The sequence below is a fragment of the Pseudomonas sp. GM17 genome (genome assembly GCF_000282175.2).
Lineage (GTDB): Bacteria > Pseudomonadota > Gammaproteobacteria > Pseudomonadales > Pseudomonadaceae > Aquipseudomonas > Aquipseudomonas chlororaphis.
Window position 1 is genome coordinate 5,845,009 of the sequence record NZ_CP124732.1, and the last position, 14,111, is coordinate 5,859,119.

13 protein-coding genes and 2 pseudogenes are annotated in these 14,111 nt (G+C 62.3%); 6 read left to right on the forward strand and 9 right to left on the reverse strand.

Annotated features, from left to right (window positions below):
• Window positions 1–92: 92 nt before the first annotated feature.
• Window positions 93–530, forward strand: coding sequence for a GNAT family N-acetyltransferase (locus tag PMI20_RS26050; protein ID WP_007925097.1), 438 nt, complete (start codon window positions 93–95; stop codon window positions 528–530).
• Between the two features lie 84 nt (window positions 531–614).
• Here the strand turns inward: PMI20_RS26050 and def are convergent, their stop codons facing one another.
• From def to PMI20_RS26065, 3 genes and pseudogenes are all read right to left on the reverse strand, one after another.
• Window positions 615–1,154 (reverse strand): peptide deformylase, encoded by a 540-nt coding sequence (gene def, locus PMI20_RS26055; protein ID WP_007925095.1) that lies wholly within the window; start codon window positions 1,152–1,154, stop codon window positions 615–617.
• A gap of 2 nt (window positions 1,155–1,156) precedes the next feature.
• A complete protein-coding gene (locus PMI20_RS26060; protein WP_007925094.1) occupies window positions 1,157–2,104 on the reverse strand; it encodes a YihY/virulence factor BrkB family protein in 948 nt (315 codons plus the stop codon).
• A 173-nt stretch (window positions 2,105–2,277) separates the two neighbouring features.
• Window positions 2,278–2,468: pseudogene (locus tag PMI20_RS26065) on the reverse strand (CsbD family protein).
• A 227-nt stretch (window positions 2,469–2,695) separates the two neighbouring features.
• On the opposite strand from PMI20_RS26065, the gene PMI20_RS26070 reads away from it, so the two are divergent.
• A complete protein-coding gene (locus PMI20_RS26070) occupies window positions 2,696–3,073 on the forward strand; it encodes a hypothetical protein (protein ID WP_007925090.1) in 378 nt (125 codons plus the stop codon).
• A 165-nt stretch (window positions 3,074–3,238) separates the two neighbouring features.
• Here PMI20_RS26070 and fadD1 read toward each other — a convergent pair whose 3' ends face one another.
• Entirely contained in the window at window positions 3,239–4,927 is a 1,689-nt protein-coding gene (gene fadD1, locus PMI20_RS26075) for a long-chain-fatty-acid--CoA ligase FadD1 (protein ID WP_007925088.1), read from the reverse strand.
• A gap of 389 nt (window positions 4,928–5,316) precedes the next feature.
• Complete coding sequence (gene fadD2, locus PMI20_RS26080; protein ID WP_007925086.1) at window positions 5,317–7,005, reverse strand: long-chain-fatty-acid--CoA ligase FadD2; 1,689 nt, start codon at window positions 7,003–7,005, stop codon at window positions 5,317–5,319.
• A gap of 224 nt (window positions 7,006–7,229) precedes the next feature.
• On the opposite strand from fadD2, the gene PMI20_RS26085 reads away from it, so the two are divergent.
• The gene (locus tag PMI20_RS26085) at window positions 7,230–8,174 is read left to right on the forward strand and encodes an alpha/beta hydrolase (protein WP_007925085.1); all 945 of its coding nucleotides are present in this window, start codon (window positions 7,230–7,232) and stop codon (window positions 8,172–8,174) included.
• Window positions 8,175–8,226: 52 nt separating this feature from the next.
• Window positions 8,227–8,697, forward strand: a complete 471-nt coding sequence (locus PMI20_RS26090; protein WP_007925083.1) for a MaoC family dehydratase — start codon at window positions 8,227–8,229, stop codon at window positions 8,695–8,697.
• 56 nt (window positions 8,698–8,753) lie between these two features.
• On the opposite strand, the gene PMI20_RS26095 is transcribed toward PMI20_RS26090, so the two are convergent.
• The 4 genes from PMI20_RS26095 to PMI20_RS26110 form a co-directional block, all read right to left on the reverse strand.
• A complete protein-coding gene (locus PMI20_RS26095) occupies window positions 8,754–9,617 on the reverse strand; it encodes an efflux RND transporter periplasmic adaptor subunit (protein ID WP_007925081.1) in 864 nt (287 codons plus the stop codon).
• 10 nt (window positions 9,618–9,627) lie between these two features.
• Window positions 9,628–9,834 carry a DUF1656 domain-containing protein gene (locus PMI20_RS26100; RefSeq protein WP_007925079.1) on the reverse strand — a complete coding sequence of 69 codons (207 nt, stop codon included), beginning with the start codon at window positions 9,832–9,834 and terminating at the stop codon, window positions 9,628–9,630.
• Complete coding sequence (locus tag PMI20_RS26105; protein ID WP_007925078.1) at window positions 9,821–11,809, reverse strand: FUSC family protein; 1,989 nt, start codon at window positions 11,807–11,809, stop codon at window positions 9,821–9,823. Before PMI20_RS26105 ends, PMI20_RS26100 begins: the two co-directional genes overlap by 14 nt.
• A gap of 156 nt (window positions 11,810–11,965) precedes the next feature.
• The gene (locus PMI20_RS26110) at window positions 11,966–12,433 is read right to left on the reverse strand and encodes a ferritin-like domain-containing protein (protein ID WP_007925077.1); all 468 of its coding nucleotides are present in this window, start codon (window positions 12,431–12,433) and stop codon (window positions 11,966–11,968) included.
• A gap of 204 nt (window positions 12,434–12,637) precedes the next feature.
• Between PMI20_RS26110 and PMI20_RS26115 the strand changes: the two genes are divergently transcribed.
• Both PMI20_RS26115 and PMI20_RS26120 read left to right on the forward strand, forming a co-directional pair.
• Complete coding sequence (locus PMI20_RS26115) at window positions 12,638–12,874, forward strand: DUF3820 family protein (RefSeq protein WP_007925076.1); 237 nt, start codon at window positions 12,638–12,640, stop codon at window positions 12,872–12,874.
• A 10-nt stretch (window positions 12,875–12,884) separates the two neighbouring features.
• A pseudogene (locus tag PMI20_RS26120) lies at window positions 12,885–14,071 on the forward strand (aminotransferase class V-fold PLP-dependent enzyme).
• The last annotated feature ends 40 nt before the right edge of the window (window positions 14,072–14,111 follow it).

Sequence of the window (14,111 nt, forward strand, 5' to 3'; positions counted from 1 at the left end):
TCCACTCGCAGGGGATCGTTCATCTGGTATACACCTATCCCGCGCACTTCGTACTTTTATAATCACCGCCCCGGCCCACCCTGCGAAAACCCATGCCCGACACCCAATACCTGCTGCTTGCCGACACCCTGCGACCGCTGCTGAACAAGTTCTATCGCGCCCACAATTCGCCAATGCGCGCGGCCGGGGAAGGGCAATCATGGGTGGCGAAACGCGGAGCGATCATTGCCGGGCTGAACCTCACGCCCATCGCCCAGGGCCACTGGCTGACCGGGCTGTTCGTCGACCCGGCCCATCGCGGCCAGGGCATTGCCGCGATGCTGGTCGAACGGGCACGCGCGCAGCTGCCGGGGCCGCTGTGGCTGTTTTGTCATCCGGACCTGCAAGCCCTGTACGAACGCATGGGCTTTGCCACCGCCCCCGCCCTGCCCCAGGCCCTGGCGGATCGCCTGGAGCGTTATCGCAGGAGCAAGAGCCTGATCGCCATGGGCATCGATCCTTTGGTCAGCTCGACCCGCGACAGGGTGTGATCGCGGGCCCTGGAGCGCGTGCCCGCCTCGGCGACAAACCGGCCTCCGGCAGGTCCATGAAACCGACACTTCTGGCTGTCTGTTTCAATCGTCGGCGTGGGGATCGAGGTCGGGGAACATCACTTCGGTAAAACCGAACTTGCTGAAGTCGCGGATCCGCGACGGGTACAGGCGGCCGATCAGGTGATCGCATTCATGCTGCACCACCCGCGCATGGAAACCCGAGGCTACCCGCACGATCGGCTCGCCCCTGGGGTCGACACCTTCGTAGCGAATGTGCTGATAGCGCTCGACCGCGCCGCGCAGCCCCGGCACCGACAGGCAGCCTTCCCAGCCTTCTTCCAGCACCGGGCTCAAGGGCGTGATCAGCGGATTGATCAGGATGGTCTGCGGCACGGCCTCGGCTTGCGGGTAACGCTCGCTGTGCTCGAAACCGAAGATCACCAGTTGCAGGTCGACGCCGATCTGCGGCGCGGCCAGGCCGACCCCGCCGACGCTTTCCATGGTCTGGAACATGTCGTCGATCAGTTGCCACAGCTCGGGGCTGTCGAACATCTCGGGCGGCACCGGTGGCGCGATGCGCAGCAGGCGCTCGTCGCCCATTTTGAGGATTTCACGGATCATGATCAGACTTCGTCAGTGGTCGGCTTGAGCGAGTGGTCCCGGCCCAGTCCCGATACGTGTTGTTTGGGTTCGTCGTGCTCGCCGGGCACCCTTTCTCCAGGGTTCTTGCCGTCGGACGACATGTGCTCGATCGCCGCATTCATCTCGGCCCCCAGCAACAGCACTGCCGAGGAAATATAGAAGTACAGCAGCAGGACGATGATCGCTCCGATACTGCCATACATGGCGTTGTAGTTGGCAAAGGTCTTCACGTAGAAGGCGAAGCCCAACGAGGCGATGATCCACACCACCACCGCCAGCACCGAGCCCGGGGTGATGAAGCGGAACTCCTGCTTCACGTCGGGCATCACGTAGTAGATCAGCGCCACGGCGACCATCATCAGGATCACGATCACCGGCCAGCGCAGGATGGTCCAGACCGTGACGATGAAGTCTTCCAGGCCGACCTGCGCGGCGATCCAGCCCATCACCTGCGGCCCGAGCACCATCAAGGCCGCGGCCGCCAGGAGCATGCCGGCGATGCCGATGGTGTAGAAAATCGACAGCGGAAAACGTTTCCACAACGGGCGCTTTTCCACCACGTCATAAGCGGCGTTCATCGCGCTCATCATCAGCCGCACGCCGGCCGAGGCGGTATACAGGGCAATCACGATACCCACCGACAGCAGGCCGCCCTTGGATTGCTGCAACTGGTCGATCACCGGGTTGACCTGCTCCAGCGCCTGGGGCGGCAACACCAGTTCCGATTGCAGGCGCAACCAGGAGAAGAAGTCCGGCAGGTGCAGGAAACCGATCAAGGCGATCAGGAACAGGATGAAGGGGAACAACGAAAACAGCATCTGATAGGCCAGTGCCGAGGCGTAGGTCGACATTTCATCGTCGATGAACTCAGTGACCGTGCGCACCAGCACACGATGCAGGGGCAGGCCTTTCAAATTCGGCAAGAACATAGCGTCTCCTTTCGCCGCAAGAATTCAGGGTCGGTGGCGACTCAGGGGCCGTTTTGTACAACAAACTAGCCTAGTTTGGCGATTTTGAACCGTTTCGTCCTGTTTTGATGCCATGGCCGATGTAAAAACGGCCATCCGCGGATGGCCGTCGTGTCGCAGTGCGAGCCAGTGAATCAGGCCTTGTCGATGGTCTTTTTCAACGCATCCTTGGCCTTGCCGAGGGCTTGCTGCGCTTCGCCTTTCTTTCCTGAATCTTGCCTTCGGTTTCCAACCGATCGTTATCAGTCGCTTTGCCGACACCTTGCTTGATATGACCAATGGCCTCGTTGGCCAGGCCTTTTGCCTTGTCCGCTGTGCTGCCCATGGTGTTTCTCCGTAGATCCATAGATCCGTAGAACAATCGAGGGTTGGGGGTCATGCCCTGAGGTTGACCCAAGGCCCTTGCGCGGAGTTTCAATTATTTTCGGCGGGGCATTTCATCGCCTTATTTGCCCGCCGCACGCAGGTTGCGCTTTATGTTTGGCGACCAACCCACGAGAATGCGCAACGTATTCAGGCACTGCGCTGAAGATCCAATCCCGTAGGAATGTTATGAAACTCGATAAAAAGCTGGCCATCGCCCGCCGGAACCAGGAACTGGGCGGTGCGGTGCTGGGCGTCAACAACTGCCACTTCGCGGAACTGAGCCGCAGCCGCAATATCTGGTGGTTCGATCTGCCGGTCGGCCGCCTGGCCATCGGGCAGTACGAATGGGTCCACCTGCTGCTGTACACCCCAAGCACCGACCAGTTGCTGCACCTAAAAGTGCCGACCCTGTTCCTGCGGGAGAAGCTCGAAGGCCTGGTGGTACGCAACGCCGGCAAGCGCAAGGCGGCCCTGAGCCTGGAACTGAGCGCCGACAAGGACTCGTTCCTCAAGGACGTACGCCCCGCCGGCACCGGTGTGAACTTCGCGCAGTTCCAGCAGTAAACAGGCCCTTGTAGGAGCGAGCTTGCTCGCGATTACGGTCTGTCAGCCATTGAGATGGCGACTGGAAGAACGCAATCGCGAGCAAGCTCGCTCCTACAGGGAATTGAGGCGATAGCGCCCAATAAAAAGCCCCGCGGATGCGGGGCTTTTTGTTTGCCTGGTGTGTTACTTCTTCACGCCCAGCTTCTTCAGCTCTTCGTCGCGCAATTCGCGACGCAGGATCTTGCCGACGTTGGTGGTCGGCAGCGCATCGCGGAACTCGACGGCCTTGGGCACCTTGTAGCCGGTGACGTTGGCGCGCATGTGCTCCATCACCTGCTCCTTGGTCAGGGTCACGCCCGGCTTGGCGACGATGAAGATCTTGATCGACTCGCCCGACTTCTCGTCCGGCACGCCGATCGCCGCGCACTGCAACACGCCCGGCAGGCCCGCCAGCACGTCTTCCAGCTCGTTCGGATAAACGTTGAAACCGGACACCAGGATCATGTCTTTCTTGCGATCGACAATGCGGATGTAGCCATCAGGCTGGATCAGCGCGATATCGCCGGTCTTCAGCCAGCCGTCGCTCATCACCTCGTCGGTGGCCTCCTGGCGCTGCCAGTAGCCCTTCATGACCTGCGGGCCCTTGACGCACAGCTCGCCGATTTCGCCCAGGGGCAGCTCGGTGCCAGCGTCATCAATGATCCGGCACAGGGTCGACGGCACCGGGATGCCGATGGTGCCGATCTGGATGTTCTGGATCGGGTTGACGGTGGCCACCGGGCTGGTTTCGGTCATGCCGTAACCTTCGCAGATCGGGCAACCGGTCACGTCTTTCCAACGCTCGGCCGCCGCCAGTTGCAGCGCCATGCCGCCGGACAGGGTGACTTTCAGCGCCGAGAAATCCAGCTTGCGGAAGGCTTCGTTGTTGCACAGAGCGACGAACAGGGTGTTGAGGCCGACAAAACCGCTGAACTTCCACTTCGACAGTTCCTTGACCATCGCCGGCAGGTCGCGCGGGTTGCTGATCAGGATGTTGTGGTTGCCGATCAGCATCATCGCCATGCAATGAAAGGTGAAGGCATAGATGTGGTACAGCGGCAGCGGGGTGATCAGGATCTCGCAACCCTCATTGAGGTTGGAGCCCATCAGCGCCTTGCACTGCAGCATGTTCGACACCAGGTTGCGGTGGGTCAGCATCGCGCCCTTGGCCACGCCGGTGGTGCCGCCGGTGTATTGCAGCACGGCGACATCGCTGCTGGCCGGGTTGGCGTCCTTGACCGGCTGGCCGTGGCCCTGGCTCAGCACGTCGTTGAACTTGACGGCCTTGGGCAGGTGATAGGCCGGCACCATCTTCTTCACGTACTTGATGACGCTGTTGATCAGCAGGCGCTTGAGCGGTGGCAGCAGGTCCGCCACTTCGGTGACGATCACATGCTTGACGCCGGTCTTGGGCACCACGGCTTCGGCCAGGTGCGCCATGTTGGCCAGGCAGACCAGGGCCTTGGCGCCGGAGTCGTTGAACTGGTGTTCCATTTCCCGCGCGGTGTACAGCGGGTTGGTGTTGACCACGATCAGGCCGGCGCGGATGGCGCCGAATACCGCGACCGGGTACTGCAGGACGTTGGGCAGTTGCACGGCGATTCGATCGCCGGGTTGCAAATCGGTATGCTGTTGCAGGTACGCGGCAAAAGCACCGGACAGTTCGTACAGCTCACCGTAGGTGAGTGTCTTGCCGAGGTTGCTAAAGGCCGGTTTGTTGGCAAAACGTTGGCAGGACTGCTTCAACACCGCCTGAATATTCGGATACTCGTCTGGATTGATATCGGCAGCAATCCCAGCTGGGTACTTATCCTTCCAAAAGTCTTGGATCATGGAAGCCCACTCCTCAGCAACGCGAATTCGTCAGCGCATTTGATGCGATTATTATTTGTGTGTGTTTTTTATTGATGTCTATTGTTGGTGAGTCTGGCTGTCTACATAGGCCGAGAAGTCACAAAGCGCGCCGAGAGTAGCAGCTTTGCCAAAGGCCGCCTAGAGCCAAAATCGGCCTAAACAGTCACTTTAGTGACTCAAGAATATTCAATAGTCATTTTTAGAGTAAAAATTCTATCTAGCCATGCAAGGCTCTGGAATGGGCTTTTCGACCCTTCAAAAGCATCGCGAGCAAGCTCGCTCCTACAGGAAGTGTACGGATCCCTGTAGGAGCGAGCTTGCTCGCGATAGCCGCGCTATAGCGCGGGACTGTTACATGCGGTGAAACATCAGGCGATGTCGCGCAACTCCCGGCGCAGGATCTTGCCTACCGGCGTCATCGGCAACGACTCACGCAACACGATGTGTTTCGGCACCTTGTAGCCAGTGAAGTTTTCCTTGCAGTAGGCCTTCAGCTCTTCGAGGCTGACCCCTGACTCGCGGGCCACCACGAACAGCTTCACCGCCTCCCCCGAACGCTCGTCCGGCACGCCGATCACCGCGCAGTTGGCGACTTTCGGGTGGGCCATCACCACGTCCTCGATTTCATTGGGGTACACGTTGAAACCCGAGACGATGATCATGTCCTTCTTGCGATCGACGATGCGCACGAAGCCATCCGGATCGATCACCGCGATATCGCCGGACTTGAACCAGCCCTCGGCATCCAGCACCTCCTCGGTGGCCTCCGGCTTCTGCCAGTAGCCTTTCATGATCTGCGGCCCCTTGATGCACAGTTCGCCGCGCTCGCCCAGCGGCTGCTCGACGCCCTCATCGTCGATGACCTTGAGGGTCGTGCCCGGCACCGGCAAGCCCACCGAGCCCAGGCGCGACTGGTCGCCGTAAGGGTTGGTGCAGGCCACGGGCGAGGTTTCGGTCAGGCCGTAGCCTTCGGTGATGCGGCAACCGGTCACCTGCGTCCAGCGCTCGGCGGTGGCCTTGACCAGCGCCGTGCCCCCGGAGTTGGTGAGCTTGAGATTGGAGAAGTCGAGGTTCTTGAACTCGGGATGATCCATCAGCGCGGTGAACAGCGTGTTCAGCCCCAGCAGCGCCGAGAAGCGCCACTGCTTCAGCTCCTTGATGAAACCGCCGATGTCCCGCGGGTTGGTGATCAGCACGTTGTGGTTGCCGGTGACCATCATGCACATGCAGTTCGCGGTGAAGGCATAGATGTGGTACAGCGGCAGCGGCGCGATCATCACCTCCTGGCCTTCACGCAGCAACGGATGGCCGTCCGGCCCCAGTTGCCCGAGGCAGGCACGGGCCTGCTGCATGTTGGCCACCAGGTTGCCGTGGGTCAGCATCGCGCCCTTGGCCAGCCCCGTGGTGCCGCCGGTGTATTGCAGCACGGCGACGTCGTCCAGGCGGGCGTTCAAAGGCTTGATCGGCTGGCCACGGCCCAGGCGCAGCGCGCTCTTGAAGGAAACGGCCTGGGGCAAGCGATAGGCCGGCACCATCTTCTTGACCTTGTCGACCAGGGTATTGACCAGCCAGCCCTTGGCGGACGGCATCAGGTCGCCCATCTTCGCCTCGATCAGGAACTGGATATCGGTATCGGGCAGCACCTCCTCGACCTTCTGCCCGAACAGGTTCATGTACACCAGGGCCCGCGCTCCGGAATCCTTGAACTGGTGGCGCATTTCCCGGGTGGTGTACAGCGGGTTGGTGTTGACCACGATCAGCCCGGCGCGCAAGGCGCCGAACACGGCGATCGGGTAATGCAGGACATTGGGCATCTGCACCGCAATACGATCGCCCGGCACCAGGTCGGTGCTGCTCTGCAGATAACCGGCAAAGGCCGCGCTGTAGCGCTCCAGCTCGGCGTAGGTCATGGTCACGCCCATGTTGCTGAAGGCCGGGCGGTCGGCGAATTTCTTGCAGGAACGCTCGAACACCTCGATCACCGACTTGTAGGCACCCAGATCGATATCGATGGGCACTCCGGCCGGGCGTTTGTCATTCCAGAAATCAGGCTGCATTGTTCTTGTCCTCGTTACCTGAGTTGTCCGGGCCGCTTCTCTGACGCTACGAAAGGCGGGGCTCTGCGGACGTTAGCAGCTATGAGGAATAGGGCAAACAAGGCCGAGCGCGTCATTGATAACGTGAATCTTGCCGCCATGGCGCGCGCGGATCGGACGGGGCCGCGACGATGAGCTATACAATGCAACGACCCCGTGCAAAGACCCCGTGCAAAGGAATCGCCATGATCCACCACTCTTTCTGGCTGACCGCGAGCGACCACAGCCAGCTCTACGTCAACCAGTGGCTCCCGGCGGCCCCGCTCAAGGCCGTGATCCTGCTGGTCCACGGCATGGCCGAACACAGCGGGCGCTACGCCAGGCTGGCAGAGGCGCTGTGCAATGAAGGCTACGGGGTCTATGCGCTGGACCTGCGCGGCCACGGCAAGACCGCCGAGCACGGGGTACTCGGGCACTTGGCCGACGATGACGGCTGGTGCAAGGTGGTCGGCGACCTGGCCAGCCTCAACCAGCACATCGGCCAGCAGCACCCGGGAATCCCGATCGTGCTGCTGGGCCACAGCATGGGCAGCTACATCGCCCAGGCTTACCTGCTGCACCACAGCGCCAGCCTCGACGGGGCGATCCTCAGCGGCTCGAATTTCCAGCCGGTGGCGCTGTACCGCGCGGCCCGCCAGATCGCCCGCTTCGAACGCTGGCGCCAGGGCCCCCTGGGACGCAGCGCGTTGATCGAATGGCTGTCTTTCGGCTCGTTCAACAAAGCCTTCAAACCCAACCGCACCGCCTTCGACTGGCTCAGCCGCGACCCCGACGAAGTCGACAAATACGCCCACGACCCGCTCTGCGGCTTCCGCTGCAGCAACCAGCTGTGGGTCGACCTGCTGGGTGGCCTGCAGCAAATCAGCAAGGCCTCCAACCTGGCCCAGATCGATCCGGGCCTGCCATTGCTGGTGATCGGCGGAGAATGTGATCCGGTGAGCAATGGCATACGTCTCAAGGATCTGGCCGGTGCTCTGCGCGAGGCCGGCAGCCAGTGCCTGCAGCTCACGATCTACCCGCAGGCGCGGCACGAATTGTTCAATGAAAGCAACCGCGACGAAGTGACTGCCGATGTACTGGCCTGGCTCGACCAGGCCCTGCGGCATCGCCGACCGCCGAAGACTGAATGACCCTGTTTCAAATCGATATGCCAATCAACGCTCAGCACAGGACTTGAGAGAGATGACCCAGGTTACCAACACCCCGTACGAAGCCCTCGAAGTCGGCCAGACCGCCAGCTACAGCAAGCATGTGGAAGAGCGTGACATCCAGCTGTTCGCCGCCATGTCCGGCGACCACAACCCGGTGCACCTGGACGCCGAATTCGCCGCCGCCAGCATGTTCAAGGAGCGTATCGCCCACGGCATGTTCAGCGGTGCACTGATCAGCGCCGCGGTGGCCTGCGAGCTGCCTGGGCCGGGCACCATCTATATCGGCCAGCAGATGAGCTTCCAGAAGCCGGTGAAGATCGGCGACACCCTGACCGTGCGCCTGGAAATCCTCGAAAAACTGCCGAAGTTCCGCGTGCGTATCGCCACCCGCGTGTTCAACCAGCGCGATGAGCTGGTGGTGGACGGCGAAGCCGAAATCCTCGCCCCACGCAAACAGCAGACCGTCACCCTGCCGACCTTGCCGGCCATCAATATCGGCTGAACCGCCCTGTAGCCGCTGGCACAGCCTCGCAGGCTCGGCAGCGGCTACAGGCGGGATTAGCGCCCCCCCTCATCCACCTGCACACTCGCCGTCATCCCGGCGCTCAGGTTGACGCCTTCGGGCACCTTGTCGAGCCTGATGCGCACCGGAATCCGCTGCGCCAGGCGCACCCAGTTGAAGGTCGGCTCCACCTCCGCCAGCAGTTGCCCGTCCGGCGTGGCGTTGCGGTCGGTGATGCCGCGGCTGATGCTTTCCACATGCCCCTGCAAGGCTTCTCCAGCGCTCATCAGCCACACCTTGACCGGGTCGCCGACCTTGATCCGCGGCAGTTTGGTTTCCTCGAAATAGGCCTGCACGTAGAACGTCGAATCGTCGATCAGGGCCATCACCGATTGCCCGGCGTTCACATAGTTGCCTTCGGCCAGGCGCAGGTTGGTGATGTGCCCGCTGCGCGGCGCGCGGACCTGGCTGCGTGCCAGGTTGAGTTCGGCGACCTTGGCATCGGCCTGGGCCTGGCGCAGCTCGCCACGGGCCACCCCGGCATTGATCTGCGCGTTTTCCCGCAGCTCGGCGCTGATCGCCTGCGGGCCTAAGCTGGCCCGGCGGCTGGCTTCGTGCTCTTTCAGGCTGAGTTGCTGCTGGCGGGTCTGCACCACCGCCTGGGCCTTTTCCAGCGCCGCCTCGAAGCGGTCGCGGTCGATGCTCAGCAACAGGTCGCCGGCCTTCACCGCCTGGTTGTCATAGGCCTTGAGTTCACGCACCCAGCCCGACACATCGGGGGCGACTATCACCACGTCGGCGCGAATCCGCGCATCCCGGGTCCAGGGCGTGAGCATGTAGTACTGCCACAGATGAAAGCCGGCAAACAGCGCCGCAGCCACCAGGCACAAAGTAAAAGCGATACGCACGGAGGCACGCATGAACAACTCCTTATAAAGGTCCGAGTACGACAGTGACCAACGTCAGGACACAGACGTACAAGGCCACATCGAACAGTGCTTCGTGCCAGATCCAGCGCCCCAGAGGCGTTGCGCGCAACAGCATGCGCAACACCCCGGTCAGCACCAGCGCCAGCACCACATAAATCAGAAACGGGCTGAGCAACACTCCGCCCAGCGACCACTCACGCAGCCCCATGGTTTTCCTCCTGCTGCCGGCACCAGGTGCGCCAGCTCTTCTGCAACTGCACCACCGCGCCCTGGGCCAGCTTCAACGCATCGCTCGGCGGTTGGCTGCCCAGGGCCTCGAGCAAGGCCGTGCTGGCGTCAGCCAGCGCATCGTCGCGACCGGCGGCCGGCCCTTGTTCCAGCACCTGTTCCAGATGCTCGAAATAACTTCGCTGCGAAGCATCCGCGGGCACCTGGGCTACCGCCAGGCTCAACCGCAAATGCATCAGTTCATCGCCGATATCCAGGCCCAGCAGGCCATCGTCCCAGCGGCTGCGCGCCTGTTCCGGCAATTCCGGGTAATGCCGCGCCAGTTGCAGCAGGCGATCGGCCATGCGCCCGCCGAACCAGCTTTCCGCGCCGCGCAGATTGCGCCGGGTCAAGCGCACCAGATCCTGCAGGGTCGCCGCCAGCAGGCGCCGCCCATGCCAGGCCGGGTCGCGCAGGATCAGCAGGTGAAACGCCAACACCGCGGCGCCTACGCCGAGCACCATCGCCTGGGCGCTGTTGAAGAAATTCGCCACGTCGAACGTCATCGGGTTCTGCGGTGAAATCAGCACCACGAAGTGCAGGCAGAACGAGGTCGCCGTGGCGCCGATCTGTGGGTTGGCCATGCCCAGCGCGCCGAAAAACAACGGCACGCCCATGGCCATCGCCAGCAGGGCGAAACTGCTCCACTGCGGCAGCAGGATCTGCCCGACCATGAAGGCCGCCGGAATCGCCAGGAAGATGCCGCGCATGAAACTCATGCCGATCTGCGCGCCGTTTTCGCGACTGGCGAACAAGCCGCACACCACGCAGGTCAGCAGCATCGCCCCGGAGGCCGCCGGCCAGGCCGTGGCCAGCCAGAAGCAGGCCACGGTGAGGAAAGCCAGGGCGCTGCGCGCGCCAAACAGCAGCGCCAGCGACAGATCGCGATGGGGGCTCAGGGTGGCGGGCTGCTCCACCGGCGCCTTGCCCTCCTCCACCGCCCGCAGCGCCTCGCCGGTGGCCAGGGCGGTATCCAGCAACAGGGTGAAACGGGCCAGGCAATAGCTTTGCGCCGAGCTGATCGCCGAGTCATGGGAAGCGTCCAGCAACTGCGGTCGCAACGCCTGCAAGGTCGGTTTGTCCATGGCCGCCAGGGCGTGCTGCACTTGCTCCATCCACGGCGCCAGTTGCTGCGCCTCGGCCTGGTCCAATTGCTTCCATTGCCGGCGTACCGAACGGGAGATCCGCAGCAGCATCAGCAGCTTTTGGCTCAGGCCGCTGATCGCCCGCGCCCGCTGCCGCCCCGACGGACCTTCGAACCAGGCATGTTCGCGCTGGGAGTCCACGGCGACGATGCGCCCGAGGATTTCCAGCAGGCCCTTGCGCGCCAGGGCATCGCCGGCCAGGGTCGCCCGCGCCGCCTGCATCCCGCTTTGCCAGGCGCTGCGCGCCTGGGCGGTCAACTGCCTCTCGACCCGCATCGGCCAGAGCAAGGCGCTGCTGGCGGTGGCGCAGATAATGCCCAGGGAAATTTCCGTGCAGCGCGCCACGGCCTGGTCGAAGATCGACAACGGATGGGAGATCGCCGGCAAGGCGATGATCGCCACGGTGTAGCCGGCCAGCACGAAGGAATAGGACCAGGCGCTGCGCAGCAGGGTCGAACTGGCGGTGCACAGCCCCAGCCACAGCGCCAGGGCCAGCAGGAACAGCCACGGTGTCTGGGCGAACAGCCCCATGAACAGCACCGACATGCAGGTTCCCACCAAAGTCCCCACCAGCCGTGCCATGCCCTTTTGCAGGACCATCCCGGACAGCGGCTGGGCGACGATGATCGCCGTCATCAGGGCCCAGGACGGCTGCTGCAGGCCCCAGCGCATGGCCAACCACAACGCCAGCCCGGCGCCGAGCACGGTCTTGATCGCGAACTGCACGGCCGCAAGATTGGGGGCGAACAACGCCTGCAAAGTGATACGCACGGAAAGAACCCTGGGAAGGACAAAACAACGATAGATGCACGGGAGCGAGAGATGACGCCCGCAAATTATTAGCTAGCTAACTATCAGTCGTCCAGCATTAATTTCAAGCCACAAAAAAACGCCAGGCAGGCTGGCGTTTTTGACAGGTTTAGCCCGCTATGAACGGGCGCGGGCCTGGTTGCGCAAGGCTTTGACCTGATCGTGGTTGCGCTGTACGCCATGGTACTGACGCTCCACCAGGTCACGAATGCCGACCAGGTTGTGTTTGCTGATTTTCTCCAGCGCATCCTTGTAGGCCTTCAGGGCGTGGTCTTCGCCGCGCTCGGCTTCGTTGAGCACCGCTTCTTCGCCCTTGCCGGTCACCAGGGACTTGAGGTCGACCCAACGGCGGTGCAGGTCGCCACTGACGCTGGTGGAGGTCTGCGGATCGCCGCCCAGGGAACGCACGCTGGCCTGCAATTCGGCCGCGGCAGTGGCGCAATCGGCGGAGCGCTTGACGAACAGCGCTTTGAGCTCAGGCTGCTTGACGTCTTCTGCGCAGGTCTTGAACCCCTCCTGACCGTCCTTACTGGTTTCGATCAGGTCGTTGAGGATCGAAATCGCTTCTTTGTTGATGTCAGTCATTTTTCATTCCTTCCGGGTTGAGGGAGTTGTCATAGGTGTTGCACCCTGCATGCCAGCCCTGGAGTTAAAATTTTTACATTATTTTCAAATAGTTAAGTTTTTTACCGCTTTCTGTATCCGCGTTATTTGCATGATCTGTCATTTGGCCTGCATGCAGAATGCCTGTATTTTCCAAGGTGTTCGTCACCTCTACAGACAGCCGCCATGAATCCCGAAAAACTTGAACTTCTGGTCACCCGCGAAATGCCCTACGGCAAGTACAAGGGCCGCATCCTCGCCGACCTGCCCGGCCCCTACCTGAACTGGTTCGCCCGCGAAGGTTTCCCCCACGGCGAGCTGGGCGGCCTGTTGGCATTGATGCAGGAAATCGATCACAACGGCCTTTCCGATCTACTGGACCCGCTGCGCGCCAAACACGGCAAACCCAAACCCCGTCATTAAGAAGACCGCCATGCCATGTAATGCCCAACTCGCCCGCGACGAAGATTACTGGCTGGCGATTGCCCGCCGATATGACGTCGAACCCGGCCGATCAACCTGGAAAACGGCTATTTCGGGCGCATGAGCCGCGCCGTGGTCGAGGAATACCAGCGCCAGATCGACTTCGTGAACCGCAGCAACTCGGTGCATGTGCGCCAGCATTTCGAACAGATCGGTAATTTGCAGATTCGACAGCAATTGGCCGAACTGGTTGGCGTCGATCGCCAGGCCATCGCCCTCACCCGCAGCGCTTCGGAGGCGCTGCAATCGCTGATTCGCAACTACAACCGCCTCCAGCCGGGCGATCAGGTGCTGATCAGCGACCTGGAATACGACAGCGTCAAGGGTGCCATGCGCTGGCTGGCGCGCCATCGCGGGGTCGAGGTCATCGAGATCGAGCATGCTCATCCGGCGAGTTTCGACAGCCTGCTGGCCAGCTACCGCGAGGCCTTCGAACGCTACCCGCGACTGAAACTGATGGCCCTGACCCACGTCACCCACCGCACCGGGCTGGTGCTGCCGGTCCAGGCCATCGCCCTGGATGCCCGAGAACGGGGAATCGACGTCATCCTCGACGGCGCCCACGCCCTGGCCCAGGTCGATTTCCAGCTCAGTGAACTGGGCGTGGCGTTCGCCGGCTATAACCTGCAGAAGTGGATTGGCGCGCCGCTGAGCCTGGGTTTTGTCTATATCGACCCGCAACGCCTGGCCGATATCGATCCGGACATGGGCGAGCAACGTTATGCCCTGGACGATATCCGCTCACGGGCGCCTTATGGCACGCCGAACATCCCGGCCTGGCTGACCTTGCCCCGGGTGTTCGAGGAGCACCGCGGCATGGGCGGCTCGGCCCTCAAGGGCGCACGCCTGAATTACCTGCGCGACCTGTGGGTGAGCCAGGTGCGCGACCTGCCCGGCATTGAAGTCATGACCCCGGACGATCCACGGCTGTATTGCGGCATCACCTCGTTTCGCTTCACCCGCCAGCCGGACCAGCAGGCGATGGCCGAGCGGCTGCTCCAGGAATACAACCTGTTCACCGTGGCGCGCAGCGGTTCGCGTTGCGGGCCCTGTATCCGGGTGACACCGGGCTTTACCACGCCGAGCACGGATATCCAGATGCTGGTCGAGGCATTGAACGAACTGGCAGTTGAATGACCTGTAGCCGCTGCCGCAGGCTGCGACAGGTCCGAAGGAC

Excerpts from the sequence above, each read along its gene's own strand:
- PMI20_RS26050 (WP_007925097.1), top strand. The coding sequence starts at position 93 with ATGCCCGACACCCAATACCTGCTGCTTGCCGACACCCTGCGACCGCTG.
- def (WP_007925095.1), bottom strand. The coding sequence starts at position 1,154 with ATGATCCGTGAAATCCTCAAAATGGGCGACGAGCGCCTGCTGCGCATC.
- PMI20_RS26060 (WP_007925094.1), bottom strand. The coding sequence starts at position 2,104 with ATGTTCTTGCCGAATTTGAAAGGCCTGCCCCTGCATCGTGTGCTGGTG.
- PMI20_RS26070 (WP_007925090.1), top strand. The coding sequence starts at position 2,696 with ATGAAACTCGATAAAAAGCTGGCCATCGCCCGCCGGAACCAGGAACTG.
- fadD1 (WP_007925088.1), bottom strand. The coding sequence starts at position 4,927 with ATGATCCAAGACTTTTGGAAGGATAAGTACCCAGCTGGGATTGCTGCC.
- fadD2 (WP_007925086.1), bottom strand. The coding sequence starts at position 7,005 with ATGCAGCCTGATTTCTGGAATGACAAACGCCCGGCCGGAGTGCCCATC.
- PMI20_RS26085 (WP_007925085.1), top strand. The coding sequence starts at position 7,230 with ATGATCCACCACTCTTTCTGGCTGACCGCGAGCGACCACAGCCAGCTC.
- PMI20_RS26090 (WP_007925083.1), top strand. The coding sequence starts at position 8,227 with ATGACCCAGGTTACCAACACCCCGTACGAAGCCCTCGAAGTCGGCCAG.
- PMI20_RS26095 (WP_007925081.1), bottom strand. The coding sequence starts at position 9,617 with ATGCGTGCCTCCGTGCGTATCGCTTTTACTTTGTGCCTGGTGGCTGCG.
- PMI20_RS26100 (WP_007925079.1), bottom strand. The coding sequence starts at position 9,834 with ATGGGGCTGCGTGAGTGGTCGCTGGGCGGAGTGTTGCTCAGCCCGTTT.
- PMI20_RS26110 (WP_007925077.1), bottom strand. The coding sequence starts at position 12,433 with ATGACTGACATCAACAAAGAAGCGATTTCGATCCTCAACGACCTGATC.
- PMI20_RS26115 (WP_007925076.1), top strand. The coding sequence starts at position 12,638 with ATGAATCCCGAAAAACTTGAACTTCTGGTCACCCGCGAAATGCCCTAC.